This is a genomic window from Streptomyces sp. NBC_01446, from assembly GCF_026340095.1.
GTDB lineage: Bacteria > Actinomycetota > Actinomycetes > Streptomycetales > Streptomycetaceae > Streptomyces > Streptomyces aureus.
Genome location: NZ_JAPEPO010000001.1, coordinates 5,415,662 through 5,441,488 on the forward strand (window position 1 = coordinate 5,415,662; position 25,827 = coordinate 5,441,488).

General features: G+C 72.0%; 21 protein-coding genes. 16 read left to right on the forward strand and 5 right to left on the reverse strand.

Features of this window, described 5'->3' with window-relative positions; genetic code table 11:
- Window positions 1-108 precede the first annotated feature (108 nt).
- Window positions 109-990, forward strand: a complete 882-nt coding sequence (locus OG456_RS24225) for a YceI family protein (RefSeq protein WP_266564335.1) — start codon at window positions 109-111, stop codon at window positions 988-990.
- A gap of 70 nt (window positions 991-1,060) precedes the next feature.
- On the opposite strand, the gene OG456_RS24230 is transcribed toward OG456_RS24225, so the two are convergent.
- The gene (locus OG456_RS24230) at window positions 1,061-1,306 is read right to left on the reverse strand and encodes a hypothetical protein (RefSeq protein ID WP_266564337.1); all 246 of its coding nucleotides are present in this window, start codon (window positions 1,304-1,306) and stop codon (window positions 1,061-1,063) included.
- A 57-nt stretch (window positions 1,307-1,363) separates the two neighbouring features.
- On the opposite strand from OG456_RS24230, the gene holA reads away from it, so the two are divergent.
- On the forward strand, window positions 1,364-2,350 hold the full coding sequence (holA, locus tag OG456_RS24235; RefSeq protein WP_266564339.1) for a DNA polymerase III subunit delta: 987 nt from the start codon (window positions 1,364-1,366) through the stop codon (window positions 2,348-2,350).
- 240 nt (window positions 2,351-2,590) lie between these two features.
- Here the strand turns inward: holA and rpsT are convergent, their stop codons facing one another.
- On the reverse strand, window positions 2,591-2,857 hold the full coding sequence (rpsT, locus tag OG456_RS24240) for a 30S ribosomal protein S20 (RefSeq protein ID WP_100594244.1): 267 nt from the start codon (window positions 2,855-2,857) through the stop codon (window positions 2,591-2,593).
- Between the two features lie 220 nt (window positions 2,858-3,077).
- On the opposite strand from rpsT, the gene lepA reads away from it, so the two are divergent.
- The 4 genes from lepA (at window position 3,078) to hemW (ending at window position 11,043) form a co-directional block, all read left to right on the forward strand.
- Entirely contained in the window at window positions 3,078-4,937 is a 1,860-nt protein-coding gene (gene lepA / locus OG456_RS24245; protein ID WP_266564341.1) for a translation elongation factor 4, read from the forward strand.
- Between the two features lie 264 nt (window positions 4,938-5,201).
- Entirely contained in the window at window positions 5,202-7,088 is a 1,887-nt protein-coding gene (locus tag OG456_RS24250; RefSeq protein ID WP_266564343.1) for a long-chain fatty acid--CoA ligase, read from the forward strand.
- Between the two features lie 715 nt (window positions 7,089-7,803).
- The gene (locus OG456_RS24260; RefSeq protein WP_266564345.1) at window positions 7,804-9,756 is read left to right on the forward strand and encodes a SpoIIE family protein phosphatase; all 1,953 of its coding nucleotides are present in this window, start codon (window positions 7,804-7,806) and stop codon (window positions 9,754-9,756) included.
- A 54-nt stretch (window positions 9,757-9,810) separates the two neighbouring features.
- Window positions 9,811-11,043 (forward strand): radical SAM family heme chaperone HemW, encoded by a 1,233-nt coding sequence (hemW, locus tag OG456_RS24265; RefSeq protein ID WP_266564347.1) that lies wholly within the window; start codon window positions 9,811-9,813, stop codon window positions 11,041-11,043.
- 41 nt (window positions 11,044-11,084) lie between these two features.
- On the opposite strand, the gene OG456_RS24270 is transcribed toward hemW, so the two are convergent.
- Both OG456_RS24270 and OG456_RS24275 read right to left on the reverse strand, forming a co-directional pair.
- On the reverse strand, window positions 11,085-11,900 hold the full coding sequence (locus OG456_RS24270) for a DUF3097 domain-containing protein (RefSeq protein WP_266564349.1): 816 nt from the start codon (window positions 11,898-11,900) through the stop codon (window positions 11,085-11,087).
- A 35-nt stretch (window positions 11,901-11,935) separates the two neighbouring features.
- A complete protein-coding gene (locus OG456_RS24275; protein WP_266564351.1) occupies window positions 11,936-12,667 on the reverse strand; it encodes an MBL fold metallo-hydrolase in 732 nt (243 codons plus the stop codon).
- Window positions 12,668-12,788: 121 nt separating this feature from the next.
- On the opposite strand from OG456_RS24275, the gene hrcA reads away from it, so the two are divergent.
- The 9 genes from hrcA (at window position 12,789) to OG456_RS24320 (ending at window position 22,963) form a co-directional block, all read left to right on the forward strand.
- Window positions 12,789-13,805 (forward strand): heat-inducible transcriptional repressor HrcA, encoded by a 1,017-nt coding sequence (gene hrcA, locus OG456_RS24280; protein ID WP_266564353.1) that lies wholly within the window; start codon window positions 12,789-12,791, stop codon window positions 13,803-13,805.
- Complete coding sequence (gene dnaJ, locus OG456_RS24285; RefSeq protein ID WP_116513037.1) at window positions 13,806-14,942, forward strand: molecular chaperone DnaJ; 1,137 nt, start codon at window positions 13,806-13,808, stop codon at window positions 14,940-14,942.
- A gap of 41 nt (window positions 14,943-14,983) precedes the next feature.
- Window positions 14,984-16,057, forward strand: a complete 1,074-nt coding sequence (locus OG456_RS24290) for a nitronate monooxygenase (RefSeq protein WP_266564356.1) — start codon at window positions 14,984-14,986, stop codon at window positions 16,055-16,057.
- Complete coding sequence (locus OG456_RS24295) at window positions 16,054-16,797, forward strand: 16S rRNA (uracil(1498)-N(3))-methyltransferase (RefSeq protein ID WP_266564363.1); 744 nt, start codon at window positions 16,054-16,056, stop codon at window positions 16,795-16,797. The genes OG456_RS24290 and OG456_RS24295 overlap by 4 nt, the downstream gene beginning before the upstream one ends.
- Before the next feature lie 20 nt (window positions 16,798-16,817).
- Window positions 16,818-17,210: a VOC family protein gene (locus OG456_RS24300; RefSeq protein WP_266564365.1), complete on the forward strand. Its 393-nt coding sequence runs from the start codon at window positions 16,818-16,820 to the stop codon at window positions 17,208-17,210.
- A gap of 106 nt (window positions 17,211-17,316) precedes the next feature.
- The gene (locus tag OG456_RS24305) at window positions 17,317-20,577 is read left to right on the forward strand and encodes a S41 family peptidase (RefSeq protein WP_266564367.1); all 3,261 of its coding nucleotides are present in this window, start codon (window positions 17,317-17,319) and stop codon (window positions 20,575-20,577) included.
- 77 nt (window positions 20,578-20,654) lie between these two features.
- Window positions 20,655-21,008, forward strand: a complete 354-nt coding sequence (locus OG456_RS24310) for a histidine triad nucleotide-binding protein (RefSeq protein ID WP_266564372.1) — start codon at window positions 20,655-20,657, stop codon at window positions 21,006-21,008.
- Between the two features lie 20 nt (window positions 21,009-21,028).
- A complete protein-coding gene (locus tag OG456_RS24315; RefSeq protein WP_266564374.1) occupies window positions 21,029-21,937 on the forward strand; it encodes a ribonuclease Z in 909 nt (302 codons plus the stop codon).
- Between the two features lie 21 nt (window positions 21,938-21,958).
- Window positions 21,959-22,963 carry an adenosine deaminase gene (locus OG456_RS24320; protein WP_266564376.1) on the forward strand — a complete coding sequence of 335 codons (1,005 nt, stop codon included), beginning with the start codon at window positions 21,959-21,961 and terminating at the stop codon, window positions 22,961-22,963.
- Here OG456_RS24320 and OG456_RS24325 read toward each other — a convergent pair.
- The gene (locus tag OG456_RS24325) at window positions 22,924-24,300 is read right to left on the reverse strand and encodes an MFS transporter (protein ID WP_266564378.1); all 1,377 of its coding nucleotides are present in this window, start codon (window positions 24,298-24,300) and stop codon (window positions 22,924-22,926) included. The two genes, OG456_RS24320 and OG456_RS24325, sit on opposite strands and share 40 nt — an antisense overlap.
- A 351-nt stretch (window positions 24,301-24,651) precedes the next feature.
- On the opposite strand from OG456_RS24325, the gene OG456_RS24330 reads away from it, so the two are divergent.
- Window positions 24,652-25,743 carry a carbohydrate kinase family protein gene (locus tag OG456_RS24330; RefSeq protein ID WP_266564380.1) on the forward strand — a complete coding sequence of 364 codons (1,092 nt, stop codon included), beginning with the start codon at window positions 24,652-24,654 and terminating at the stop codon, window positions 25,741-25,743.
- Window positions 25,744-25,827: the final 84 nt, after the last annotated feature.

Consider the following 25,827-nt stretch of genomic DNA (forward strand, 5'->3'; position numbering starts at 1 on the left):
GTCCCTGGCATTCCCGCGATGTGGGCCCGTGTTGCCTCGAATGCCACAACGGTGGTCGAATGCATCTTCGTTGATGGTGGTGTCAAGCTTCACTGGGGTGTCTCGCACATGTTCGGCCGCTGGCTGGGAAACCGTACGAACCGGGCTCAACGAACAAGTCCGCTCGCGGGGGTGAGCGTGCCGCCCGGTGCGGGGTTCGTCAGCTGCCGGGTGCTCGACCCCGTCAACGAGCCCGTGCGCGGCGCCGAGTTCGCGGTGAGCGACGCCATGGGGCGCACGGTCGTGAGTGGCGGGGCCGACCCGTTCGGCTCGTTCGTCGCGGCCGTGCCCGCCGGTGACTACCGGCTCGCGGTCACGGCCGAGGGCTACACGCCGTACCGGGGGAGCGCCTCGGTCGGCGACAGCACGCACTCCTCTCTCGGTGACGTCATGCTCCAGGTCGCCCAGCCGCCCGCCCTGCCCGACGCCGGGGACTGGGAGATCGAGCCGATGCACTCGTCGGTCGGGTTCACGGCGCGCCACATCGGACTGGCCCGGATCCACGGCCGGTTCAACACGTTCGCGGGCGCGCTGCGCATCGCCGAGCGGGTCGAGCAGTCCGCGATGCACGTGGTCATCGACGCGTCGTCCATCGACACGAACGTGAAGATGCGCGACGACCACCTCAGGTCGGCCGACTTCCTCGACGTGGACCACTTCCCGACGTTCGAGTTCTACAGCGAGCGGTTCGTGCACAAGGGCGGCAGCCGCTGGGCGATCACGGGTGCTCTCTCCCTGCACGGTGTGACGCGTACGGTCACGCTCGACGCGGAGTACCTGGGTCTGGGCAACGGCATGGAGGGGGAGACCCGTGCGGCCTGCCGCGCCACCACGGAGCTGCACCGCGACGACTTCACCGTCAACTGGCAGACGATGCTGGCCCGCGGGATCGCGGCGATCGGCTCCAGCGTGACGATCGAGCTCGACATCCAGATCGTCCCCAAGAGCTGACGCCCCCGCAGCCCCGGACAGGGCGACCTCGGCCCCCGCAAGCCCCAGCCCGCAGCCCCGGCCCCCGCGGCTAAGGCGCTTCGAGCCAGCCGTCGTGCTCCGCGGCGAATTCGTCGAGTGAGGCGGTGTCGAGACGGCCGGTGGGGTCCTCGATCACCACGAGCCACTGGGCGTCCTCGGCGTCGTCCTCGCCGGCCAGCGCGTCCCGTACGAGCTGGGGCTCCTCGGTGACGCCGAACCGGTCGGGAAGCTCCTCGGCCACCTCCTCCGCGGCGTCGCGGTCGGGCAGCACCAGTACATGTCGTGCATCGGTCACCCGGCCATTCTCCGGCACGGCGGGGGTTGTCAGTGCCGCGTGGGATGCTTGACCGCGATGGCCAGGAAGACTGCAACAGACGACGTGCTCGCCCCTGTCACCCTCGCCGTGGGGCAGGAGGACCTGCTGCTCGACCGTGCCGTGCAGCAGGTGGTGGCGGCCGCCCGCGCCGCCGACGCGGACACCGACGTGCGTGACCTCACGTCCGACCAGCTCCAGCCCGGCACGCTCGCCGAGCTGACCAGCCCGTCGCTTTTCGCCGAGCGCAAGGTCGTGGTCGTACGCAATGCGCAGGATCTCTCGGCCGACACGATCAAGGACGTGAAGGGCTACTTCACGGCTCCCGCCGAGGAGATCACGCTGGTGCTGCTGCACGCAGGCGGCGCCAAGGGCAAGGGGCTGCTCGACGCGGCCCGCAAGGCGGGGGCCCGCGAGGTCGCCTGCCCCAAGATGACCAAGCCGGCGGACCGGTTGGCGTTCGTGCGCAGCGAGTTCCGGGTGATCGGCCGTTCCGCGACGCCGGAGGCGTGCCAGGCCCTGGTCGACTCGATCGGCAGTGACCTGCGGGAGCTGGCGTCCGCCGTGACGCAGCTCAGCGCGGACGTCGAGGGCACGATCGACGAGGCGGTCGTCGCGCGGTACTACACGGGCCGGGCGGAGGCCTCCAGCTTCACCGTCGCCGACCGGGCCGTCGAGGGCCGCGCCGCGGAGGCGCTCGAGGCGCTGCGATGGTCGTTGTCGACGGGGGTGGCGCCCGTGCTGATCACCAGCGCGCTCGCCCAGGGCGTCCGCGCGATCGGCAAGCTGTCGTCGGCGCGCGGCGGCCGGCCGGCTGATCTCGCCCGCGAGCTGGGGATGCCGCCGTGGAAGATCGACCGGGTGCGTCAGCAGATGCGCGGCTGGACGCCGGACGGCGTGGCCGTCGCTCTGCGGGCCGTCGCCGAGGCCGACGCGGGCGTCAAGGGCGGCGGGGACGATCCCGAGTACGCCCTGGAGAAGGCCGTGGTCACCATCGCAAGGGCCGCCCGCTCCCGCCGCGGCTGAGCCATCCGATCACGGGTCCTGGGACACGTATCCGCCTGAACGCCAAAACCCCGCCCGGCCGTCCTGGGGAAGGTCGACTGTGCGGGGTTTCAGGTTCAAGCTCGATGGATCCGCACCCGCGTGGCGAACGCAGTCGCGTGCAGATCCGGGGTGCCGGCCGGGAGCGGAGAGAGAGGGCCCGCTCGGGTCCGTCCGGCGATCACATCAAAGGAGTGCCCGTCCCGTGAGGGAGCTGGGTACTCAGCCCTTGAGGGAAGAAGCCTTGGAAGCAAGCGCCGACTTCTTGTTGGCGGCCTGGTTCTTGTGGATGACGCCCTTGGAGACGGCCTTGTCGAGCTTGCGCGAAGCCTCGCGCGTGAGCTCCTCGGCCTTCTGGGTGTCACCCGCGGCAACGGCCTCGCGGGCCTTGCGGATCGCGGTCTTGAGGGAGGACTTGACAGCCTTGTTGCGCTGACGAGCCTTCTCGTTGGTCTTGATCCGCTTGATCTGGGACTTGATGTTCGCCACGAAATGAGCCTTTTCAGGTTCAGGTACGCGAGCTCACGCCCACGTGCCGGTGATTTCTCTTGAGGTGCCTCGTGCTGAGAGGGCAGGAGACACAGCTGTCAACGTTACCAGCCGTGCTCCGAGCGGCCCAAACCGGGCGCAGTCCCGCGTCCGTGGGACCATGGAACCTACGTATCGATCCGACCCGAGGCGACAGGCGCCTCAAGAGACAGGACCCTGCGTGCCCGCGACCCCTAACAATGTGCCCGAGCCGAGCCGTACCGCCCCGGCTCTGATCCGCAATTTCTGCATCATCGCGCACATCGACCACGGCAAGTCCACGCTCGCCGACCGGATGCTCCAGCTGACCGGTGTGGTCGATCAGCGGCAGATGCGTGCTCAGTACCTCGACCGGATGGACATCGAGCGCGAGCGCGGCATCACGATCAAGTCCCAGGCGGTGCGTCTGCCCTGGGCCCCGAGCGAGGACCCGGGCAGCACTCACATCCTCAACATGATCGACACCCCGGGGCACGTGGACTTCACGTACGAGGTCTCACGGTCCCTCGCGGCCTGTGAGGGCACGGTCCTGCTGGTCGACGCGGCCCAGGGCATCGAGGCGCAGACTCTCGCCAACCTCTATCTGGCGATGGAGAACGACCTCAAGATCATCCCGGTCCTCAACAAGATCGACCTGCCGGCCGCCCAGCCCGAGAAGTTCTCCGAGGAGCTCGCGAACCTCATCGGCTGCGACCCGGACGACGTGCTGAAGGTCTCCGCGAAGACCGGCATGGGCGTCGAGGCACTGCTCGACAAGGTCGTCGCCGAGATCCCGGCCCCGGTCGGCGTCGCCGACGCACCCGCCCGCGCGATGATCTTCGACTCGGTCTACGACTCCTACCGCGGCGTCGTCACCTACGTACGAGTCGTCGACGGCCAGCTCAACAAGCGCGAGCGCATCCGGATGATGTCCACCGGCGCCACGCACGAGCTGCTCGAGATCGGTGTCTCCTCGCCGGAGATGACCCCGGCCGACGGCATCGGCGTCGGTGAGGTGGGCTACATCATCACCGGCGTGAAGGACGTCCGTCAGTCCAAGGTCGGTGACACGATCACCTCCCTGCACAACGGCGCCACCGTCGCGCTCGGCGGCTACAAGGACCCGAAGCCGATGGTCTTCTCGGGCCTCTATCCGCTGGACGGCTCGGAGTACCCGGATCTGCGCGAGGCCCTCGACAAGCTGCAGCTCAACGACGCCGCGCTCGTCTACGAGCCGGAGACCTCGGCCGCCCTCGGCTTCGGCTTCCGCGTCGGCTTCCTCGGCCTGCTGCACCTCGACGTGATCCGTGAGCGCCTGGAGCGCGAGTTCGGGCTCGACCTCATCGCCACCGCGCCCAACGTGGTCTACCGCGTGGCCATGGAGGACGGCAGCGAGCACACGGTCACCAATCCGAGCGAGTTCCCCGAAGGCAAGATCGACAAGGTCTTCGAGCCGGTCGTGCGCGCCACGATCCTCGCCCCCAGCGAGTTCATCGGCTCGATCATGGAGCTCTGCCAGACCCGCCGCGGCACGCTGCTCGGCATGGACTACCTCTCCGAGGACCGCGTCGAGATCCGCTACACGCTGCCGCTCGCGGAGATCGTCTTCGACTTCTTCGACCAGCTGAAGTCCAAGACGCGCGGCTACGCGTCCCTGGACTACGAGCCCACCGGCGAGCAGGACTCCAGCCTGGTCAAGGTCGACATCCTGCTGCACGGCGACAAGGTCGACGCCTTCTCCGCGGTCACGCACAAGGACGCGGCGTACGCGTACGGTGTGCGGCTGGTCGCCAAGCTGCGCGAGCTCATCCCGCGGCAGGCCTTCGAGGTGCCCATCCAGGCCGCCATCGGCTCCCGGGTCATCGCCCGCGAGACGATCCGCGCGATCCGCAAGGACGTCCTCGCCAAGTGCTACGGCGGTGACATCTCCCGTAAGCGCAAGCTGCTCGAGAAGCAGAAGGAGGGCAAGAAGCGCATGAAGATGGTCGGCTCCGTCGAGGTGCCGCAGGAAGCCTTCATCGCCGTGCTCTCCAGCGACGACAGCGGCACGAAGAAGAAGTAGGCCGGTCGGCGCAGTTGTCCGGGGGCCCGTCGCGCGTCAGTGCGGCGGGCCTCTTGATTTCCCGGCATGGTTGTGCGCGCCTTTTGTGGGGGCCGTGTGTACAGCGGCTGTCGACAAGAAGTGACAGGCTGCGGCCCCTTACGTACCGGGCGACCGCGCTCTACTCTGATCACTGCTCGGTAGTTACTCGCCAGTTAAACAACAGCCGCCAACAGCCAGCCGCGCCCAGTCTCGCCGCGCTGCCGCGGGCCCCCGGAGGACGTCGTGAGCGACACACAGACCCTGATCGAGAACCGTCCGCCGTCCGTGGCGGCCCTCTTCCTGGAGCGCGTGGCGGCCACGCCGGATACGGAGGCCTACCGCTACCCGGTACCAGCCGCCGGTGAGGGCCCCGACGAGTGGAAGTCGCTGAGCTGGGCGCAGGCCTCGACGCGGGTCTACGCCATCGCGGCCGGCCTGATCGAGCTGGGCGTGCAGCCGGAGGAGCGGGTCGCGCTCGCCTCCTCCACGCGGGTCGAGTGGATCCTGGCCGACCTCGGCATCCTGTGCGCGGGCGCCGCGACGACCACCGTGTACCCGCAGACCAACGCCGAGGAGTCGGCGTTCATCCTCGCGGACTCGGACAGCAAGGTCCTGATCGCCGAGGACGCGGCGCAGCTGGCCAAGGCCCGTGAGCGCCGGGCCGAGCTGCGGGACCTCGCCCATGTCGTCGTCATCGACGAGGCCGGGGTCGAGCCGGACGCCGCGGACCCCGAGGGCTGGCTGCTCACGCTCGCCGACCTGGAGAAGCGCGGCGCCGCCTACCTGGAGAAGCACCCGCACCTGATCAAGGAGAAGGTCGGCGCGATCACCGCGGACCAGCTCGCGACGCTGATCTACACCTCCGGCACCACCGGCCGCCCCAAGGGTGTGCGTCTCCCGCAGGACAACTGGTCGTACATGGCGAAGGCCATCTCCGCGACCGGCCTGGTCGGCCCGGACGACGTGCAGTACCTGTGGCTGCCCCTCGCACACGTCTTCGGCAAGGTCCTCACCTCCGGGCAGATCGAGGTCGGGCACGTCACCGCCGTCGACGGCCGCGTGGACAAGATCATCGAGAACCTGCCCATCGTGCAGCCGACGTACATGGCCGCGGTGCCGCGCATCTTCGAGAAGGTCTACAACGGGGTCGCGGCCAAGGCGCGCGCGGGCGGCGGCGCCAAGTACAAGATCTTCCAGTGGGCCGCCGAGGTCGCGCGCGAGTACGCGAAGGCCAGCCAGGACAGCTTCCGCAGGACCGGTTCGGCCTCGGTGCCGTTCGGACTCGGTGCGAAGCACAAGGTCGCCGACGCGCTCGTCTACTCCAAGCTGCGTGAGGCGTTCGGCGGCCGGCTGCGCGCCTGCGTCTCCGGCTCCGCCGCGCTCGCCCCCGAGATCGGCTACTTCTTCGCCGGCGCGGGTGTGCACATCCTGGAGGGCTACGGCCTCACGGAGACCTCCGCCGCGTCCTTCGTCAACCCCGGCGAGGCGTACCGCACCGGTACGGTCGGCAAGCCGGTGCCCGGCACGGAGGTGCGGATTGCGGACGACGGCGAGATCCTGTTGCGCGGCCCCGGCGTCATGCAGGGCTACCACGGGCTGCCCGAGAAGACGGCCGAGGTCCTGGAGTCCGACGGCTGGTTCCACACCGGCGACATCGGCGAGCTGTCGCCCGACGGCTACCTCAAGATCACCGACCGCAAGAAGGACCTGATCAAGACCTCGGGCGGCAAGTACGTCGCGCCCGCCGAGGTCGAGGGCCAGTTCAAGGCCGTGTGCCCGTACGTCTCGAACATCCTGGTGCACGGCGCCGACCGGAACTTCTGCACGGCGCTCATCGCCCTCGACGAGCCGTCCATCCTGGAGTGGGCCAAGGACAACGGGCTGGAGGGCAAGTCGTACGCCGATGTGGTCGCGGCCCCCGTCACGGTCGAACTGGTCGAGGGCTACGTCAAGGAGCTCAACCAGGGCCTCCAGAAGTGGCAGACCATCAAGAAGTTCAAGCTCCTGCCGCGCGACCTCGACATCGAGCACGGCGAGCTGACCCCGAGCCTGAAGCTGAAGCGGCCGGTCGTCGAGCGCGAGTACGGGCACCTGATCGACGAGATGTACGCGGGCTCGCGCGAGGCGTGAGGCGTAGGAGGCGTGAGGCGTAGGGCGGTGGTTGTGCGGCTGGGGGTGCGGGGGTCGGCCCCCGTGTGGATGCAGCCGGGCACCTGATCGACGAGATGTACGCGGGCTCGCGCGAGAAGTGACGCCCCGCGTCACCGCTTGAGGGATGCGTCGCGGTCCGCCACTACGGTGTGCGGCCGCGGCGCATCTCCCGTAACAGCTCCTCCATCTGTGTCACCTGGCGGCGCAGTTCGGCGGCGTCCGGCAGGGCGTCGCGTTCGCCGCCGGTGCCACCAGAGCGCCCATGACCGTGTCACATCGTTCACCTCGTTCACCCGCGACGCCCACGAGCCCTGCCCCGGGCTCGCCTCGACCCGCTCGTCGAGTCGCCCGTGCCGCACGATCTCCCGCCGCACACGCGTCAGTTCGGCGTTGCAGTGCCGGCTGCGGTTCATGATCTGGTGGAACATCGCGCCGAGTTCGGCCGCCAGGCCCTCCCTGGCCTCCGGGCCTTGGTGAAATCGCCGTCCCGCGCCGACGTCATCGCGGCGCGCAGCGCACGCGGTTCGGTGGCCTCGATGGTGGCCTCGATCCGGCCCGGATCCGGAGCACACGTAGCACTGTTCGCGCTCATGGTGGCCCACTTCGGTAACTCGGTGCTTATGGACGGGGCCAGTCTGTCACTCTGTCCGTGTCGCCTGAGGCGTCTATGCCCGAACTGCTCAGGAGCCGCACCGTGGGGTCCATTCCGCTGCAACGGGAGACCACCTACGCCACCGACGAGCCCTCCCGTCCGCCGGGAGCACCGGCCGCCGTGCGGACCTCGCTGCCCGGAAACCCGCTGGCCCCCGCGGCCGCCCGCCGCTTCGTACGGGGCGCTCTCGCCGACTGGGCCGAGTTCGGCCTGACCGCCACGGCCGGCGGCGGCGACCGGCTCACCGACGACGCCGTGGTCGTACTCAGCGAACTCGTCACGAACGCCGTCGTCCACGCCGGCACCAATGTCGAGCTGCTGTGCCGTCTCGAAACCGGCCACCCCGACGACCTGGACGGCGTGAGCGCGCCCGCCGCCCTCGTCATCGAGGTCTCCGACCACCACCCCGCTCGCGCCGTCCGCAGCGACCGCACCGACATGGGCCCCGACACCCCCGAGTGCGGGCGCGGACTGCGCCTCGTGGCCTCCCTCTCCGACGCCTGGGGCATCACGTACCAGCCCGGCACCAAGACCGTCTGGGCACGCCTCCCCGTCGACGGAGCCGAGCCGCGGGGCGGTGACCCCGTGGCCTTCCCCGGCGCAAGAACCTTTCAGCGCGGGCTGCGCGCCGCCGACATACTGGCTCCCACGCCGCGCCGCTTCCCGCACGACCAGGACTGGGTCAACCGCGGCGCGCTCTCCTTCCTCGCCGAGGCGTCCGACCTGCTGGCGGGACAGCTCGACGAGGACCAGGTCGCCTCACTCGCCGGACAGATGCTGGTGCCGCGCCTGGCCGACTGGTGCGCCGTCTGGCTCGACGACGAGGACGGCAGGCCGGACCGGGGCGCCGCCGACCGGGCCGGCCGCGGCACCGGCGCTCTCGCCACGCCCCGCCTCGCCCGCGTCTGGCACACCAGCGAGAACCGCATGGAGGAGCTCCACAAGATCCTGGAGAAGGACCCGCCACAGCCCACCGACGCGGCGCGCAGCGCGGCCGTCCCCGTGCCGTGGCCCTTCGAGTCCCTGGGCGGCGACCCGGCCGGCGCCGCGCTCGCCTACCGCCTCAGCGCGGGCGGCCGCGCGGTGGGCACCCTCCTCATCGGACGGGCCGGCCTGACCCGCTTCCCCGACGAGGTCACCGGCCTCGTCGAGGACTTCGCCCGCCGCGTCGCCCTCGCCGTCAGCGCCGCCCGCCGCTATGCCCGCCAGGCCACCATCAGCCGCATCCTCCAGCGCGGACTGCTGCCCTCCGCCGTCGCCCAGATCCCCGGCATCGAGTCCGCGCTCGTCTACGAGCCGCGCGACGCGGGCGGCCCGGGCGGCGACTTCTACGACGTGTTCCCCGCCGGTGACGGCCGCTGGTGCTTCGCGCTCGGCGACGTCCAGGGCAAGGGCCCGGAGGCGGCCGTCGTCATCGGTCTCGCCCGGCCCTGGCTGCGGCTGCTCGCCCGCGAGGGGTACCAGGTCGCCGAGGTCCTCGACCGCCTCAACCGGCTCCTCCTCGACGACGCCACGGAGGCGGCCGACGCCGCGGCCCGCGCGCTCGCCGCCGCGGACGGCCAGGGCCTCACACCCGAGGGCGCCCCCCGCTTCCTCTCCCTGCTCTATGGAGAGCTGGTGCCCACCGAGGAAGGGATGCGCTGCACCCTGGCCTCCGCCGGACACCCGCTGCCGCTCCTGCTGAGGCCCGACGGCCTGGTCGGGTCCGCCGCCGAGCCCCAGGTGCTCCTCGGCGTCGTCGACGACCCGGGCTACACCAGCGAGAGCCTCGTACTCCACGACGGCGACACCCTCCTGTGCGTCACGGACGGGGTGACGGAGCGCAGGGACGGGCACCGCCAGTTCGACGACGGCGACGGCCTCTCCCACGCCCTCGCCGGCTGCACGGGCCTCACCGCGCCCCTGCTCGCCGAACGGATCAGACGCCTGGTCCACGAGTTCTCGGAGAGCCCGCCGGACGACGACCTCGCCCTCCTGGTCCTCCAGGCCCGCTGACCCCCCGGAGCAGCGACCGGCGGGACAACCTCACGGCTGCGGGACAATAGGTCCATGCCTTCCGCACTTCCCGACGGTGAGCCCGTCCCCGACGACGGCGCGCTGCCCGCCTCCGCCCTGGCCGGGGCGGCCGAGCGGCCCCTCGGGTTCTATCTGCACGTCCCGTACTGCGCCACGCGCTGCGGCTACTGCGACTTCAACACGTACACCGCGACCGAGCTGCGCGGCTCCGGCGGTGTGCTCGCCTCCCGCGACAACTACGCGGACACCCTTGTCGACGAGGTTCGCCTCGCCCGCAAGGTCCTCGGCGACGACCCGCGCCAGGTGCGCACCGTCTTCGTCGGCGGCGGTACCCCGACGCTCCTCGCGGCCGACGACCTCGTACGGATGCTCGGGGCGATCCGCGACGAGTTCGGGCTCGCGCCCGACGCCGAGGTGACGACGGAGGCCAACCCCGAGTCCGTCGGCCCCGCCTATCTGGAGACCCTCCGCGAAGGCGGCTTCAACCGGATCTCCTTCGGCATGCAGAGCGCCAAGCAGCACGTCCTGAAGATCCTCGACCGCACCCACACCCCCGGCCGCCCCGAGGCCTGCGTCGCCGAGGCGCGCGCCGCGGGCTTCGACCACGTCAACCTCGACCTGATCTACGGCACCCCCGGCGAGAGCGACGACGACTGGCGGGCCTCGCTGGAGGCGGCCATCGGCGTCGGGCCCGACCATGTGTCGGCGTACGCGCTGATCGTCGAGGAGGGCACCCAGCTCGCCCGGCGCATCCGCCGCGGCGAGGTCCCGATGACGGACGACGACGTCCACGCGGACCGCTACCTGATCGCGGACGAGGTCCTCGGCGGGGCGGGCTTCGACTGGTACGAGGTGTCGAACTGGGCCACCACGGACGCCGGGCGCTGCCTGCACAACGAGCTGTACTGGCGCGGCGCCGACTGGTGGGGCGCGGGTCCCGGCGCGCACAGCCACGTCGGCGGGGTGCGCTGGTGGAACGTGAAGCACCCGGGTGCCTACGCCGGGCGCCTCGCGGAGGGGCGCTCGCCCGGCGCGGGGCGCGAACTCCTGTCGGACGAGGACCGGCGCGTCGAGCGCATCCTGCTGGAACTGCGCCTGCTCGAGGGCTGCCCCCTGTCGCTGCTGAAGCCGGCGGGCCGCGCCGCCGCGGGCCGGGCCCTGTCCGACGGCCTGCTCGAAGCGGCCCCGTACGAGTCCGGGCGCGCCGTCCTCACCCTGCGCGGCCGCCTCCTCGCCGACGCGGTCGTCCGCGACCTCGTCGACTGAGCCCGATCGGCCGTCAGGGCGGCGTCGCTGTCGGGGAAGCGTCAGGGCAGCGTCACGAAATCGATCAACTCCTCGACCCTGCCCAGGAGTTCGGGCTCCAGATCGCGGTAGCTGTGTACCCGCGACAGGATGTGCTGCCAGGCTGCGCCGGTGTTCTCCGGCCAGCCGAGCGCCCGGCACACGCCCGTCTTCCAGTCCTGGCCGCGCGGTACCCGGGGCCACGCCCGGATGCCCACGGCCGACGGCTTCACGGCCTCCCACACGTCGATGTAGGGGTGGCCGACGACCAGCGCGTGCTCGCCGGTGACCTGCGCCGCGATGCGTGACTCCTTCGAGCCGGGCACCAGATGGTCGACGAGGACGCCGAGCCGCGCGTCGGGCCCGGGGGCGAATTCGGCGACGATCGCGGGCAGGTCGTCGACGCCCTCCAGGTACTCCACGACCACGCCCTCGATGCGCAGGTCGTCGCCCCAGACCCGCTCCACCAGCTCCGCGTCGTGCCGGCCCTCCACATAGATGCGCCCGGCCCGCGCGACCCGGGCCCGCGCCCCGGGCACCGCGACCGACCCGGAGGCCGTGCGTGCGGGACGTACGGGCGCGGCGGACACAGGACGTACGAGGGTGACGACCCGGCCCTCGAGTAGGAAGCCGCGCGGCTCCATGGGGAACACCCGGTGCTTGCCGAAGCGGTCCTCCAGGGTCACCGTCGGGCCCTGGGCCGTCTTCTCGCAGCGGATGACCGCCCCGCAGAACCCGGTCGTGACCTCCTCGACCACGAGATCGACGTCCGCCGCCACCTCGGGGGCGGCCTGCTGCTTCTTCCACGGCGGGGTGAAGTCGGGGGAGTACTGGCGCATTCGAACGACGATAGGAAGAAGGTGCGGTCCGCGGGTCACGACACGCCGAAACGCGCCGCCAGCGCGGCACGCTGCGCACGGACAAACTCCGCATTCACCGCGGCTCCGTGCCCGGGGACGTACACGGCATCTTCACCGCCCAGTTCCAGCAGCCGGTCCAGGGCGGCCGGCCAGCGGCTCGGCACCGCGTCACGGCCCGCCTGCGGCTCACCCGACTCCTCGACCAGATCGCCGCAGAAGACGACCTCGGGCGTGCCCGGTACCAGGACCGCCAGGTCGTGCCCGCTGTGCGCCGGGCCCATGTTCGCGAGCAGCACCCGGAGCCCGCCGCCCAGATCGAGCGTCCACTCCCCGCACACCCGGTGGTGGGGCACGACGAGCACGTCAGCGGCCTCGGCCGCCTCCTCGTGCGGCACGCCGTGCGCCACCGCGGACGCCCGCAGCTCGTCGCGGCCCCGTGTGAACACCGTGTCGATGCCCGCGGCGCCGTACACCTCGACACCGGCGAACGCCGCCGTGCCGAGAACGTGGTCGAAATGGGGGTGCGTCAGCGCGATATGCGTCACGCGCGCGTGCGGGCCCATGAGGCGCCGGGTGTCCGCCCGCAGCGCCGCACCCTCACGAAGTGATGAACCCGTGTCGACGAGCAACGCCGCCCCGTCGCCCACCACAAGGCCCGTCGTGCAGTCCCAGCCCGGCAGCCGGACCCGCCCCGCCCGAGCGGACAGCTCCTCCCAGCCCACCGCATTCCAGTCCAGGTCGTCCATGGGCCCGACGCTAGCGCCCTTGCCGGGCCCGTACCCACCGGCCGTACACTGACTCGGAGACCATTGGCACTCGGCCGCACCGAGTGCCAGCCGCGGACGACACAGCTGGAGGTGCGCGCGAATGCTCAGTGAACGCAGGCTCGAAGTGCTGCGCGCCATCGTCCAGGACTACGTGGGGACCGAGGAGCCGGTCGGCTCCAAGGCGCTCACCGAGCGGCACAGCCTCGGCGTCTCACCGGCGACGGTGCGCAACGACATGGCGGCGCTCGAGGAGGAGGGCTTCATCGCCCAGCCCCACACGAGCGCCGGGCGGATCCCGACCGACAAGGGCTACCGCCTGTTCGTGGACAAGCTGACGGCGGTCAAGCCGATGACGGGGCCCGAGCGCCGCGCCATCCAGAACTTCCTCGACGGCGCCGTCGACCTCGACGACGTCGTCGGCCGGACCGTGCGGCTGCTCGCGCAGCTGACGCGGCAGGTCGCCGTGGTGCAGTACCCGTCCCTGACGCGGTCCACCGTGCGCCACGTGGAACTGCTCTCGCTCGCCGCCGCCCGCCTGATGCTCGTACTGATCACGGACACGGGGCGGGTCGAGCAGCGGATGATCGACTGCCCGGCGCCGTTCGGCGAGACCTCTCTCGCCGATCTGAGGGCCCGGCTCAACAGCAGGGTCGCGGGACGCCGCTTCGCGGACGTGCCGCAGCTGGTGCAGGACCTGCCGGAGTCCTTCGACGCGGAGGACCGCGGCACGGTCGCGACGGTGCTCTCCACTTTGCTGGAGACGCTCGTCGAAGAGACCGAGGAGCGGCTGATGATCGGCGGCACCGCCAATCTCACCCGCTTCGGACATGACTTTCCCCTCACCATCCGGCCCGTGCTGGAGGCACTGGAGGAGCAGGTCGTGCTCCTCAAGCTCCTTGGTGAGGTCAACGATTCGGGCATGGCCGTACGGATCGGTCATGAGAACGCCCATGAGGGACTCAGCTCAACCTCTGTGGTCTCGGTCGGCTACGGTTCGGGCAGCGAGGCAGTCGCCAAGCTCGGCGTGGTCGGACCGACCCGCATGGACTATCCGGGAACGATGGGAGCAGTACGCGCAGTGGCACGTTACGTCGGACAGATCCTGGCGGAGTCGTAAGTGGCCACGGACTACTACGCCGTACTCGGCGTGCGCCGCGACGCCTCCCAGGACGAGATCAAGAAGGCCTTCCGCAGGCTGGCCCGTGAGCTTCACCCGGACGTGAATCCGGACCCGAAGACACAGGAGCGGTTCAAGGAGATCAACGCCGCCTACGAGGTGTTGTCGGACCCGCAGAAGAAGCAGGTCTACGACCTCGGCGGCGACCCCCTCTCGCAGGCGGGCGGAGGCGGGGCCGGAGGCTTCGGCGCCGGTGGCTTCGGGAACTTCTCGGACATCATGGACGCGTTCTTCGGAACGGCGTCCCAGCGTGGTCCCCGGTCGCGCACGCGCCGCGGCCAGGACGCCATGATCCGGCTCGAGATCGAGCTGGACGAGGCCGCCTTCGGGACCACCAAGGACATCCAGGTCGACACGGCCATCGTCTGTACGACCTGCAGCGGCGAGGGTGCCGCGCCCGGCACGTCCGCGCAGACCTGTGACATGTGCCGCGGCCGCGGCGAGGTGTCCCAGGTCACGCGGTCCTTCCTTGGCCAGGTCATGACCTCGCGGCCGTGTCCGCAGTGCCAGGGCTTCGGCACGGTCGTGCCGACGCCGTGCCCGGAGTGCGCCGGCGACGGCCGCATCCGCTCGCGGCGCACGCTCACCGTGAAGATCCCGGCCGGTGTCGACAACGGCACGCGGATCCAGCTCGCGGGCGAGGGCGAGGTCGGCCCCGGCGGCGGCCCCGCCGGTGACCTGTACGTCGAGATCCACGAGCTGCCGCACCCCGTCTTCCAGCGGCGCGGCGACGATCTGCACTGCACCGTCACCATCCCGATGACGGCCGCGGCGCTCGGCACCAAGGTGCCGCTCGAGACGCTCGACGGCCTGGAGGAGATCGACATCCGGCCGGGCACGCAGTCCGGTCAGTCGGTCCCGCTGCACGGGCGCGGCATCACACACCTGCGTGGCGGCGGCCGTGGCGACCTCATCGTGCACGTCGAGGTCCTGACGCCGACGAAGCTGGACGCCGAGCAGGAGCGGGTGCTGCGGGAGCTGTCGAAGCTGCGCGGCGAGGAACGTCCCACGGGGCAGTTCCAGCCCGGTCAGCAGGGGCTGTTCTCGCGGCTCAAGGACGCGTTCAACGGCCGGTAGGCGGATTCGGACTTGTCCGGGGGACGTGGCACGATGCGGTCATGTCCCCCACGCTGACCGATCTCTGTCACTATCCGATCGTGCAGGCACCCATGGCGGGCGGTGCCTCCTGTCCGCAGCTCGCCGCCGCCGTGTCGGAGGCCGGCGGGCTCGGATTCCTCGCCGCCGGGTACAAGACCGCCGACGGGATGTACCAGGAGATCAAGCAGGTACGGGGGCTGACCAACCAGCCGTTCGGCGTGAATCTCTTCATGCCGCAGCCCGAGTACGCGGACCCCGCGGCCGTCGCCGTCTACGGCAGCCAGCTCGCCGGTGAGGCCGCCTGGTACGAGACGCAGCTCGGCGACCCGGACGGCGGCCGCGACGACGGCTTCGACGCGAAGCTCGCGATCCTCCTCGACGACCCGGTACCGGTCGTCACCTTCACGTTCGGCTGCCCGGGCCGCGACGTCCTCGATTCCCTCGCCCGCGTCGGCACCCTCACCGGCGTCACCGTGACCACCCCGGAGGAGGCGCAGGCCGCCCAGTGGGCCGGCGCCGACGCGGTGTGCGTCCAGGGCATCGAGGCGGGCGGCCACCAGGGCACCCACCGGGACAACCCGGAGGCGGACGGCTCCGGCATCGGACTCATCGCGCTGATCACCCAGGTCCGTGAGGCCGTGCAGATCCCGATCATCGCCACCGGCGGCCTCATGCGCGGCGGGCAGCTCGCCGCCGTGCTCGCCGCGGGCGCCGACGCCGGACAGTTCGGCACCGCCTTCCTGGTCTGCCCCGAGTCCGGCGCCAACCTGCTGCACAAGCAGGCCATGACCAACCCGCTGTTCGTGCGGACCGAGCTGACCCGGGCGTTCTCCGGACGCCCGGCGCGCGGCCTCGTGAACCGGTTCATGCGCGAGCACGGCCCGTACGCGCCCGCCGCCTATCCGCAGATCCACCACATGACGTCGACTCTGCGCAAGGCCGCCGCCAAGGCGGGGGACCCGCAGGGGATGGCGCTGTGGGCGGGGCAGGGTCACCGGCTCGCCCGTGAGCTGCCCGCCGGCCAGCTCGTCGAGGTGCTCGCGGCCGAACTCGCCGAGGCGAAGGACGCGTTGGGCGCGCGGGGTGCCGCATGACGGCGCCGGTGTTCGTCGTCGACGAGGTGCCGTCCGCCAAAACGTTCGTGCTCGACGGGGCCGAGGGGCGGCACGCGGTATCCGTGAAGCGGCTGCGGGCCGGTGAGGACGTCGTCCTGACCGACGGGCGCGGGCGCTGGACCGAGGCGGTCGTGGAGGCCGCCGAGGGCAAGGACCGGCTCGTCGTCACGGCGGGCCCCGTCCAGGAGGAGCCCGCGCAGGCGCCCAGGATCACCGTCGTCCAGGCCCTGCCCAAGGGCGACCGGGGCGAACTCGCCGTCGAGACCATGACGGAGACCGGTGTCGACGCGATCGTGCCGTGGCAGGCCGCCCGCTGCATCACGCAGTGGAAGGGCGACCGGGGCGCCAAGGCGCTCGGCAAGTGGCGGGCCACCGCGCGCGAGGCGGGCAAGCAGTCCCGCCGGGTGCGCTTCCCGGACGTCGCGGACGCCGCGACGACCAAGCAGGTGGCGGCGCTTCTCGCCGGGGCGGACTTCGCGGCCGTCCTGCACGAGGACCGCGACTGCGACAGCGGCGCCCTCGCCACCGCCGAGCTGCCCACGGCCGGGGACATCGTCCTCGTGGTCGGACCGGAGGGCGGCGTCTCGCCCGACGAGCTCGCCGCGTTCGCCGAGGCGGGCGCGCGTCCGTACCGGCTCGGGCGTAGCGTTCTGCGTACGTCGACCGCGGGGACCGCCGCGACGGCGCTGCTCCTCGGCCGCACCGGCCGCTGGTCCTGATCAACCCCCGAGGGGAACGCGTGGAACTCGCCCAGGTCAGACTCCTCGTCACCGACTTCCGTGCCTGTTACCACTTCTACGCGGACGTGCTCGGCCTCAAGCCGCAGTCGGGCGCTCAGGACGGCCCGTACGAGAAGTTCAGCCCCGCGGCGGGCTCCGCGGGCATCGCGCTCGAGGACCGGGCGATGATGGCGCAGGTGCTCGGCGATCTGAGTGGCGCCCCGGACGGGTACCGCTCCCTCGTCGTGCTGCGGGTCGACGACCTGGACGAGTACTGCGAGCAGATCGTCGCGCGCGGCGCCGAGATTCTCCACGGGCCCGCTCCGATGACCGACCGGATGCGGGTCGCACACCTCAAGGACCCCGAGGGCAACATCGTGGAACTCCAGGAGTGGCTGCTGATGGGCGGCTGAGCGCGCAGCGATCTTCGGTCCCGCAGGGCGCCGAAACAAGCCGTATTGCCGCGGGCAAGTGACGAAAGCCCTGACCGGGCACGGTGCGCGTGCCTAGGGTGATCGGGTGACACGGACAGCGCACTCTGGATATCTCCGGTTCCCGCATCTGCACGGCGAGTTGGCCGCCTTCACCGCCGAGGACGACGTCTGGGTCGCCCCTCTCGACGGCGGGCGCGCCTGGCGCGTCAGCGCCGACAACGTCCCCGTCAGCCACCCCCGGATCTCGCCCGACGGCACCACCGTCGCCTGGACGTCCACCCGCGACGGCGCGCCCGAGGTGCACATCGCCCCGGTCGACGGCGGACCCTCGAAACGCCTTACGTACTGGGGCAGTTCGAGGACGACGGTGCGCGGCTGGACCCCCGACGGGCAGGTCCTCGCGCTCAGTACCCAGGGCCAGGCGTCCCTGCGCCGCAGCTGGGCGAGGGCCGTACCCCTCGACGGCGGACCCGCCATCACGCTCCCGTACGGGCCCGTGGGCGACGTCGTGAGCGGGCCCGGCGGGCAGGTCGTCCTGCTGTCCGCGCCGATGGGCCGCGAGGCCGCCTGGTGGAAGCGCTACCGGGGCGGCACCGCGGGAAAGCTGTGGATCGACCGTGCGGGCGACGGCGAGTTCGTCCGCCTCCACGAGGAGCTCGACGGGAACATCGAGTACCCGATGTGGGTGGGCGACCGGGTCGCCTTCCTGTCCGACCACGAAGGCGTCGGCGCCCTGTACTCGTCTCTCGCGGACGGCAGTTCACTGCGCCGGCACACGCCGCTCGACGGCTTCTACGCCCGGCACGCGTCGAGCGACGGCACACGCGTCGTGTACGCGGCGGCCGGTGAACTGTGGATCGTGGACGCCCTCGACAGCGCGGCCGGCGCGGAGGACGCCGCGCCGCGCCGCCTGGACGTCCGCCTCGGCGGGCAGCGCGTCGACCTTCAGCCCCACCCCGTCAGCGCCGCCCGCTGGTTCGGCGCGGCGGCACCGGACCACACCGCGCGCGGCAGCGCCGTCGCGGTGCGCGGCGCGGTCCACTGGGTCACCCACCGCTCCGGGCCCGCCCGCGCGCTGGCCGCCCGACCCGGCGTACGGGCCCGCCTTCCGCGCACCTTCCGCGTCGAGGGCGAGGAACACGTGGTGTGGGTGACGGACGCCGAGGGCGACGACGCCCTGGAGTTCGCGCCCGCCACCGGCATCGCGCCCGGCGCCACCCCGCGCAGGCTCGCCGCCGGGCAGCTCGGCCGCGTACTGAACCTCGCGATGGCGCCCGACGGCAGCCGGGCCGCCGTCGCCTCGCACGACGGGCGTGTGCTGCTCGTCGAGCGCGAGAGCGGCGAGGTCAGGGAGGTCGACCGCAGCGAGGACGGCGACGTGACGGGTCTCGTCTTCTCGCCGGACTCGGCCTGGCTCGCCTGGTCGCACCCCGGCCCCTCGCCCCTGCGCCACCTCAAGCTCGCCAACACCGCCGACCTGTCGGTGACGGAGGCGACACCGCTGCGGTTCCGGGACTACGCGCCCGCGTTCACCCTCGACGGCAAACACCTCGCGTTCCTCTCCGCGCGCTCCTTCGACCCGGTCTACGACGAGCACGTCTTCGACCTCGCGTTCGTCGGGGGCTCGCGGCCCCACCTGATCACGCTCGCCGCGGCGACGCCGTCCCCGTTCGGCCCGCAGCGCCACGGCCGCCCCTTCGACACCCCGGACAGCCCCGCCGCCGAGACCCCCGACAGCGAAGGCACCCCCACCACCCGTATCGACCTCGAAGGGCTCGCCGACCGCATCGTCGCGTTCCCCGTCGAGGCGGCCCGCTACACGACCCTGCGGGCCGCCAAGGACGGCGTCCTGTGGCTGCGGCACCCGCTCCAGGGCGTACTCGGCGCGTCCCGGGCCACCCCCGACGACCCCGACCCCAAGAGCGAGCTCGAACGCTACGACCTCGCCCAGCAGCGCATCGAGCACCTCGCCTCCGACGCCGACCACCTGGCCGTCAGCGGCGACGGCAAGCGCGTCCTGCTGTGGACCGACGGCAAGCTGAAGGTCGTGCCGAGCGACCGGCGCGCCTCCTCCGACGACGACAGCGACACCAACATCACCGTCGACCTGAGCCGGGTCCGCCAGGACGTCGACCCTGTCGCCGAGTGGCGGCAGATGTACGACGAGGCGGGCCGCCTCATGCGGGACAACTTCTGGCGCGCGGACATGGACGGCGTCGACTGGGACGGCGTCCTGGAGCGCTACCGGCCCGTCCTCGACCGCGTCGCCACCCACGACGACCTCGTCGACCTCCTGTGGGAGGTCCAGGGCGAACTCGGCACCTCCCACGCCTACGTCACACCGAGCGGCGGCTGGAGCGGCGGCGACCGGCGGCAAGGTCTCCTCGGCGCGGACATCTCCCGCCACGAGGACGGAAGTTGGCGGATCGACCGCGTCCTGCCCACCGAGACGTCCGACCCGCGCGCCCACGCGCCGCTCGCCGCGCCCGGGGTGGCCGTGCGCGCGGGTGACGCGATCATCGCGGTGGCCGGACGCCCCGTCGACCCCGTCACCGGTCCGGGACCGCTTCTCGTCGGGACGGCGGGCAAGCCCGTCGAGCTGACCGTCTCCCCGGCCGGCGGTGGCGACCCGCGCCACGCGGTCGTCGTCCCCGTCGCCGACGAGGAGCCGTTGCGCTACCACGCCTGGGTCGTCGACCGCCGCGCCCACGTCCACGAGCAGACGGGCGGCCGCCTCGGCTATCTGCATGTGCCCGACATGCAGGCCCCCGGCTGGGCCCAGATCCACCGCGACCTGCGGGTCGAGGTGGCGCGCGACGGACTCATCGTCGACGTGCGTGAGAACCGCGGCGGACACACGTCGCAGCTCGTCGTCGAGAAGCTGGCCCGCAGGGTCGTCGGCTGGGACCTGCCGCGCGGCTCCCGCCCCTTCAGCTACCCGATGGACGCGCCCCGCGGCCCCGTGGTGGCCGTCGCCAACGAGTTCTCCGGCTCCGACGGCGACATCGTCAACGCGGCGATCAAGGCGCTCGGGATCGGCCCCGTGGTCGGTGTACGCACCTGGGGCGGCGTCATCGGCATCGACAGCCGCTACCGGCTCGTCGACGGCACGTTGGTGACCCAGCCGAAGTACGCGACCTGGCTGGACGGTTACGAGTGGGGGCTGGAGAACCACGGCGTCGACCCCGACGTGGAAGTGGTCGCCGCCCCGCAGGACCACGCGGCCGGGCGCGACCCGCAGCTCGACGAGGCCGTGCGCATCGCGCTGGCGGCGCTCGCCGAGAACCCGGCGCGGACGGCACCCGAACTCCCGGAGCCGCGCGGGCGCGCGCAGGGCCTGTCGTAGGAGGCAGGCGTCGCGGGTGGCGGTGGGCCGGATAGCATTCCCGGCGTACTGACCGGACGGTGTGAGGAGACGTGATCGTGGCCGGAGAGCCGCAGGCCGACTGCCTGTTCTGCAAGATCGTCGCGGGGGAGGTCCCGGCCACGCTGGTACGGGAGACCGAGACCACCGTCGCCTTCCGGGACATCAACCCGCAGGCGCCGACCCACGTCCTCGTCATCCCCCGCGTCCACCACCGCGACGCCGCGACCCTCGCCGCCGCCCAGCCGCAGATCGCCGCCGACATGCTGCGGGAGACGGCAGAGGTCGCCGCCGGGGAGAAGCTCGACAGCTACCGCGTCGTGTTCAACACCGGCAGCGGTGCGGGCCAGACCGTCTTCCACGCCCACGCCCATGTCCTCGGGGGCCGCGGCCTCCAGTGGCCCCCCGGCTAGCGGGCGCCGGACAACGCGCCATGTCCGTACGGGAATTGGTGGTGCTCGGCACCGCGAGCCAGGTGCCGACGAGGCACCGCAACCACAACGGCTACCTGCTGCGCTGGGATGGGGAGGGCATCCTCTTCGATCCCGGCGAGGGCACGCAGCGCCAGATGCTGCGGGCCGGCGTCGCCGCGCACGACCTCAACCGGCTGTGCGTGACCCACTTCCACGGCGACCACTCCCTCGGCCTCGCGGGGGTCATCCAGCGCATCAACCTCGACCGGGTGCCGCACCCCGTCACCGCGCACTACCCGCGCTCCGGGCAGCGTTTCTTCGACCGGCTGCGGTACGCCACCGCGTACCGCGAGAGCGTCGCGCTCGCCGAGGAGCCGGTGGGCGGCGAGGGCGGCGTCCTCGCCGAGACGCCGTCGTACACGCTGGACGCGCGGCGCCTCTCCCACCCCGTCGAGTCCTACGGCTACCGCCTCGTGGAGCCCGACGGGCGCCGCATGCTGCCCAAACTGCTCGCCGAACACGGCATCTCCGGGCCCGACGTGGGGATCCTCCAGCGCGACGGGTCCCTGCGCGGCGTCACCCTCGACGACGTGAGCGAGGTGCGCCGCGGGCAGCGGTTCGCGTTCGTCATGGACACCCGGCTCTGTGACGGGGTGAGCGAGCTCGCCGAGGGGTGCGACCTGCTCGTCATCGAGTCGACCTTCCTCGACGGCGACCACCAACTGGCGTCCGACCACGGCCACTTGACCGCCGGGCAGGCCGCGCGCGTCGCGGCCGAGGGCGGGGTGCGGCATCTCGTGCTCACGCACTTCAGTCAGCGCTACTCCGACCCCGAAGAGTTCGAGCGCCAGGCCCGCGCCGCCGGCTTCACCGGAGAGCTGACGGTGGCACGCGACCTGGACCGGATCCAGGTGCCCAAACGCATCTAATACCGGGCGTACCATGCTCTGATGTCCCTCGCTTCGCTCCCCAAAGCCGAACTCCACCTGCACATCGAAGGCACGCTCGAACCCGAGCTCGCCTTCGAGCTCGCGGCCCGCAACGGCGTCGACCTGCCGTTCCCCGACACCGAGGCCCTCCGCAAGGCCTACCTCTTCGAAGACCTGCAGTCCTTCCTCGACCTGTACTACGGCCTGATGGCGGTCCTGCGCACCGAGGAGGACTTCGAGCAGCTCGCCGACGCCTATCTCGCGCGCGCCGCCGAGCAGGGCGTGCGGCACGCCGAGATCTTCTTCGACCCGCAGGCCCACACCGCCCGCGGCGTGCCGATCGGGACCGTCGTCGAGGGCCTGAGCGCCGCCCTGTCGAAGAGCGTGGAGCGCCACGGCGTCTCCACCCGGCTCATCATGTGCTTCCTGCGCGACCAGTCCGCCGAGTCGGCGATGCAGACCCTGGAGTCCGCGAAGCCCTACCTCGACCGGATCGTGGGCGTCGGCCTCGACTCCGCCGAGGTCGGCAACCCCGCCTCCAAGTTCCGCGAGGTGTACGAGGCCGCGGGCGCGCTCGGCCTGCGCAAGGTCGCCCACGCGGGCGAGGAGGGCGACCCCTCGTACGTATGGGAGGCGCTCGACGTGCTCGGCGTCGAGCGCATCGACCACGGCCTCCGCTGCGTCGAGGACCCGGCGCTCGTCGAGCGGCTCGTGCGGGACCGGGTGCCCCTGACGCTGTGTCCGCTGTCGAACGTGCGGCTGCGCGCCATCGACGTACTGGAGGACCACCCGCTGCCGCGGATGATGGACGCCGGCCTGCTCTGCACGGTGAACTCCGACGACCCGTCCTACTTCGGCGGGTACGTCGGAGACACCTTCCACGCGGTCCACGAGGCGCTCGCGCTCGACCACGAGCGGCTGCGCGAGCTCGCCCGCAACTCGTTCGTCGCGTCGTTCCTCGACGACGACGAGGAGCTGCGCTCGCGCTACCTCGCCGAGGTCGACGCGTTCGCGTTCGACGACTGACCGAGCCCCGCCGAACCGCCCCGCGGTCCCGCCGTGGAGAACTCCTCCTGCGTCGGGGCCGGTTGGGGCGTGCTCACCGTGATCTCCACGACCGGCTGCTCCGGCGCGCCCATCTGCGGGACCGCGCCCGCCGGGGCGCCCGTCACACCGGCCACCAGGGCGGCGGGGGCGCCGCCCCTCCTGCGGACCGTGCCGGGCCGCAGCAGCGGGCTGCCGCCCGTGTGCAGCGCCACCGCCGTGAGCGGCAGCGCGAGGACGAGCAGCGCCACGGCGAGCGTCGTGCCCATCGCCGGGTAGCCCGCCGTCTGCGAGAGGACGCTGCCGGTGAGCGGCCCGCAGGCCGTGCCGAGCGAGGCCGCCGAGCCGACGAGGACCGCCCAGCGGCCGCGCGGGTCCAGGGACGCGGCCAGGCCGATCAGATACGACAGGACGACCGGGTACAGCGTGTTCCACGCGATCTCACCGGTCGCGAACGACGTGAGGTCGTCCGCGCGGGCGCTCACCACGATGCAGCACGCGATCAGTGCCGTGCCCGCGCCGATCGGGGCGGCGCGGCCGAGCCGGGACCCGAGCGCCCCCGCGCCGAGCACGCCCACGAGCGCCGTGCCGAGCGCCACCGCGAAGACCGCGCCGACGGTGATCTCCGTCAGGCCCGCCTGGTCCGTGCCGATGCGGCTGCTGACGCCCCACAGGGAGTTCTGCGCCATCGACCAGCAGAGCATCGCCGCGGCAAGGACCAGGCCCGAGCGGCGGAAGGGGAGAGGGCCGGCTGGCCTGGGCTGCCCGGCCGGGGTGGGGAGTTGGGCGGTGCCGCTCTCCAGGCCGGAGGTCGCCGGCCACGTCGCCAGCGCCGTCAGCGCGATCGCCGCGAACGGCAGCGCGTGACCGGTGCCCAGATGCGGCATCGTCAGATACAGCGCGCCCGCCAGAGCCGAGACGCTGAGCAGTCCCAGCGTCGACGCCCGGTGCGGGTCGCGCTGCCCTGCGATTCCCGTCGCGGCGACCGTCGTCGCCGTGCCCGAGCCGAAGCCTCCGGCCATCGCGCCGATGACCACCAGCGGTACGAAGGACGTCGCCGCGGCCGCGCTGTATCCCAGCGCGGCGAGCAGCAGGCCTGCTCTCGCGAGGGTGCGGGGGCCCATGCGGTCGACGCGGCCGGCGAAGGTGAAGCCCGCCGCGGCCGAACTCATCAGCAGCGCACTGCCGATGAGGCCCGCCTGCGCCGGGGGGAGATGGAGGCTGTCGCCGAGGCGGCCCACGACGGTGGGCAGCAGATACGGGGCCAGATAACCGGCCGTGAAGAGAGCGACAAGGGGCCGGGGAGTGCGGCGGGACACGGGCGTTCCAAGGCGTGGCGGTGTACGGGGATCAGGGCATGCGGAATTACGGGGATGCCTGAACAGGCAAGGGGATTTGGGGGGTGCGCCGGGGCTCGCGATACGAGGGGGCGCGGCCAATTTGTATCAAGCGCGGGGAGGGTGAAAACAGCCGGGCCGGTGTGATCTGGGCCACGTTCTGTTTGGAGGGTAGGAGCAGGGGTAGTCGAGTCTGTTTTTCCGGGGTGCCGGGGCCGTGGCCGCGGCACCGTTCCGGGGGCACCGGCACCCGTTCCGTACGCCGTGCTACGCGCGTTGTCCGGGGGGTATCAGGCACACTGTGCGGACCCTCACCACTCTGGGGAGCCCACCGTGAACTCCAACGACCCGGCGCATGTGGATCCGCTCGCTCGGCTGCGCACCCCCGCCGATCCGCCCTGCGACGTCTATCTGACGGGGACCGTCTTCCTCGACATCATCTTCACGGGGCTGGACAGCGCCCCCGTGCGGGGGACCGAGTCCTGGGCGCGCGGCATGGGGTCCAGCCCCGGTGGCGTCGCCAACATGGCCACCGCCCTCGCGCGGCTCGGGCTGCGGACGTCGCTGGCCGCCGCCTTCGGGGACGACCACTACGGCGAGTACTGCTGGGACAGCCTGGAGCAGGGCGAGGGCATCGACCTGGCGTCGTCGCGGACCGTCGCCGGCTGGCACTCGCCCGTCACCGTCTCCATGGCGTACGAGGGCGAGCGGACCATGGTCAGCCACGGTCACGAGCCGCCGCCGGAGGAGGCCGCCCCCGAGTGCCCGCCGCAGGCAAGGGCCGCCGTCGCGTCGCTGGCCCCCGGGGTGAGCGAGCCCTGGATCGCCACGGCCGCGGGACGCGGGACGCGGATCTTCGGTGACGTGGGATGGGACGACACGGGCAGCTGGGACCTGAGCTCCCTCGACGACCTGCCGCGCTGCGAGGCCTTCCTGCCGAACGCCGAGGAAGCCATGCGCTACACCCGTACGTCCTGCCCCCGGGCCGCCGCGCACGCCCTGGCCGAACACGTGCCGCTGGCCGTGGTCACCCTGGGTGCAGAGGGCGCCTACGCCGTGGACGCCCGGAGCGGGGAGACCGCCTCCGTGCCCGCCATCGAGGTCGCCGCCCTCGACCCCACCGGGGCCGGTGACGTGTTCGTCGCCGGGTTCGTGACCGGGACCCTCGCGGGGTGGCCGCTGGCCGACCGGCTCGCCTTCGCCGGACTGACCGCCGCCCTGTCGGTGCAGGAGTTCGGCGGATCACTGTCCGCGCCCGGCTGGTCGGAAATAGCCGCCTGGTGGCGGCATGTGCAGGCGTACGACGACCAGGAGCCCACGGCCCTGCGCCGGTACGCCTTCCTGGAGGCGCTGCTGCCCGAGGTGAGCCGGCCGTGGCCCCTGCGGCGTGCGGTGCCGACGATCGGCTTCGGGCGGTCCGTCTAGGCCCGCGGAAAAGGCCTACGGCGTTGTCGGTGCACCGTCGTACCCTGGGCAGTGCAAGGCTGTCGACGCGGCGCGAGCCCCCGC

What these genes read in the sequence shown, in the direction of transcription:
- hrcA (WP_266564353.1), top strand. Translation starts at nt 12,789, where the DNA reads ATGCTCAGTGAACGCAGGCTCGAAGTGCTGCGCGCCATCGTCCAGGAC.
- OG456_RS24270 (WP_266564349.1), bottom strand. Translation starts at nt 11,900, where the DNA reads ATGCGCCAGTACTCCCCCGACTTCACCCCGCCGTGGAAGAAGCAGCAG.
- OG456_RS24290 (WP_266564356.1), top strand. Translation starts at nt 14,984, where the DNA reads ATGTCCCCCACGCTGACCGATCTCTGTCACTATCCGATCGTGCAGGCA.
- hemW (WP_266564347.1), top strand. Translation starts at nt 9,811, where the DNA reads ATGCCTTCCGCACTTCCCGACGGTGAGCCCGTCCCCGACGACGGCGCG.
- OG456_RS24275 (WP_266564351.1), bottom strand. Translation starts at nt 12,667, where the DNA reads ATGGACGACCTGGACTGGAATGCGGTGGGCTGGGAGGAGCTGTCCGCT.
- OG456_RS24320 (WP_266564376.1), top strand. Translation starts at nt 21,959, where the DNA reads ATGTCCCTCGCTTCGCTCCCCAAAGCCGAACTCCACCTGCACATCGAA.
- OG456_RS24225 (WP_266564335.1), top strand. Translation starts at nt 109, where the DNA reads ATGTTCGGCCGCTGGCTGGGAAACCGTACGAACCGGGCTCAACGAACA.
- holA (WP_266564339.1), top strand. Translation starts at nt 1,364, where the DNA reads ATGGCCAGGAAGACTGCAACAGACGACGTGCTCGCCCCTGTCACCCTC.
- OG456_RS24295 (WP_266564363.1), top strand. Translation starts at nt 16,054, where the DNA reads ATGACGGCGCCGGTGTTCGTCGTCGACGAGGTGCCGTCCGCCAAAACG.
- OG456_RS24315 (WP_266564374.1), top strand. Translation starts at nt 21,029, where the DNA reads ATGTCCGTACGGGAATTGGTGGTGCTCGGCACCGCGAGCCAGGTGCCG.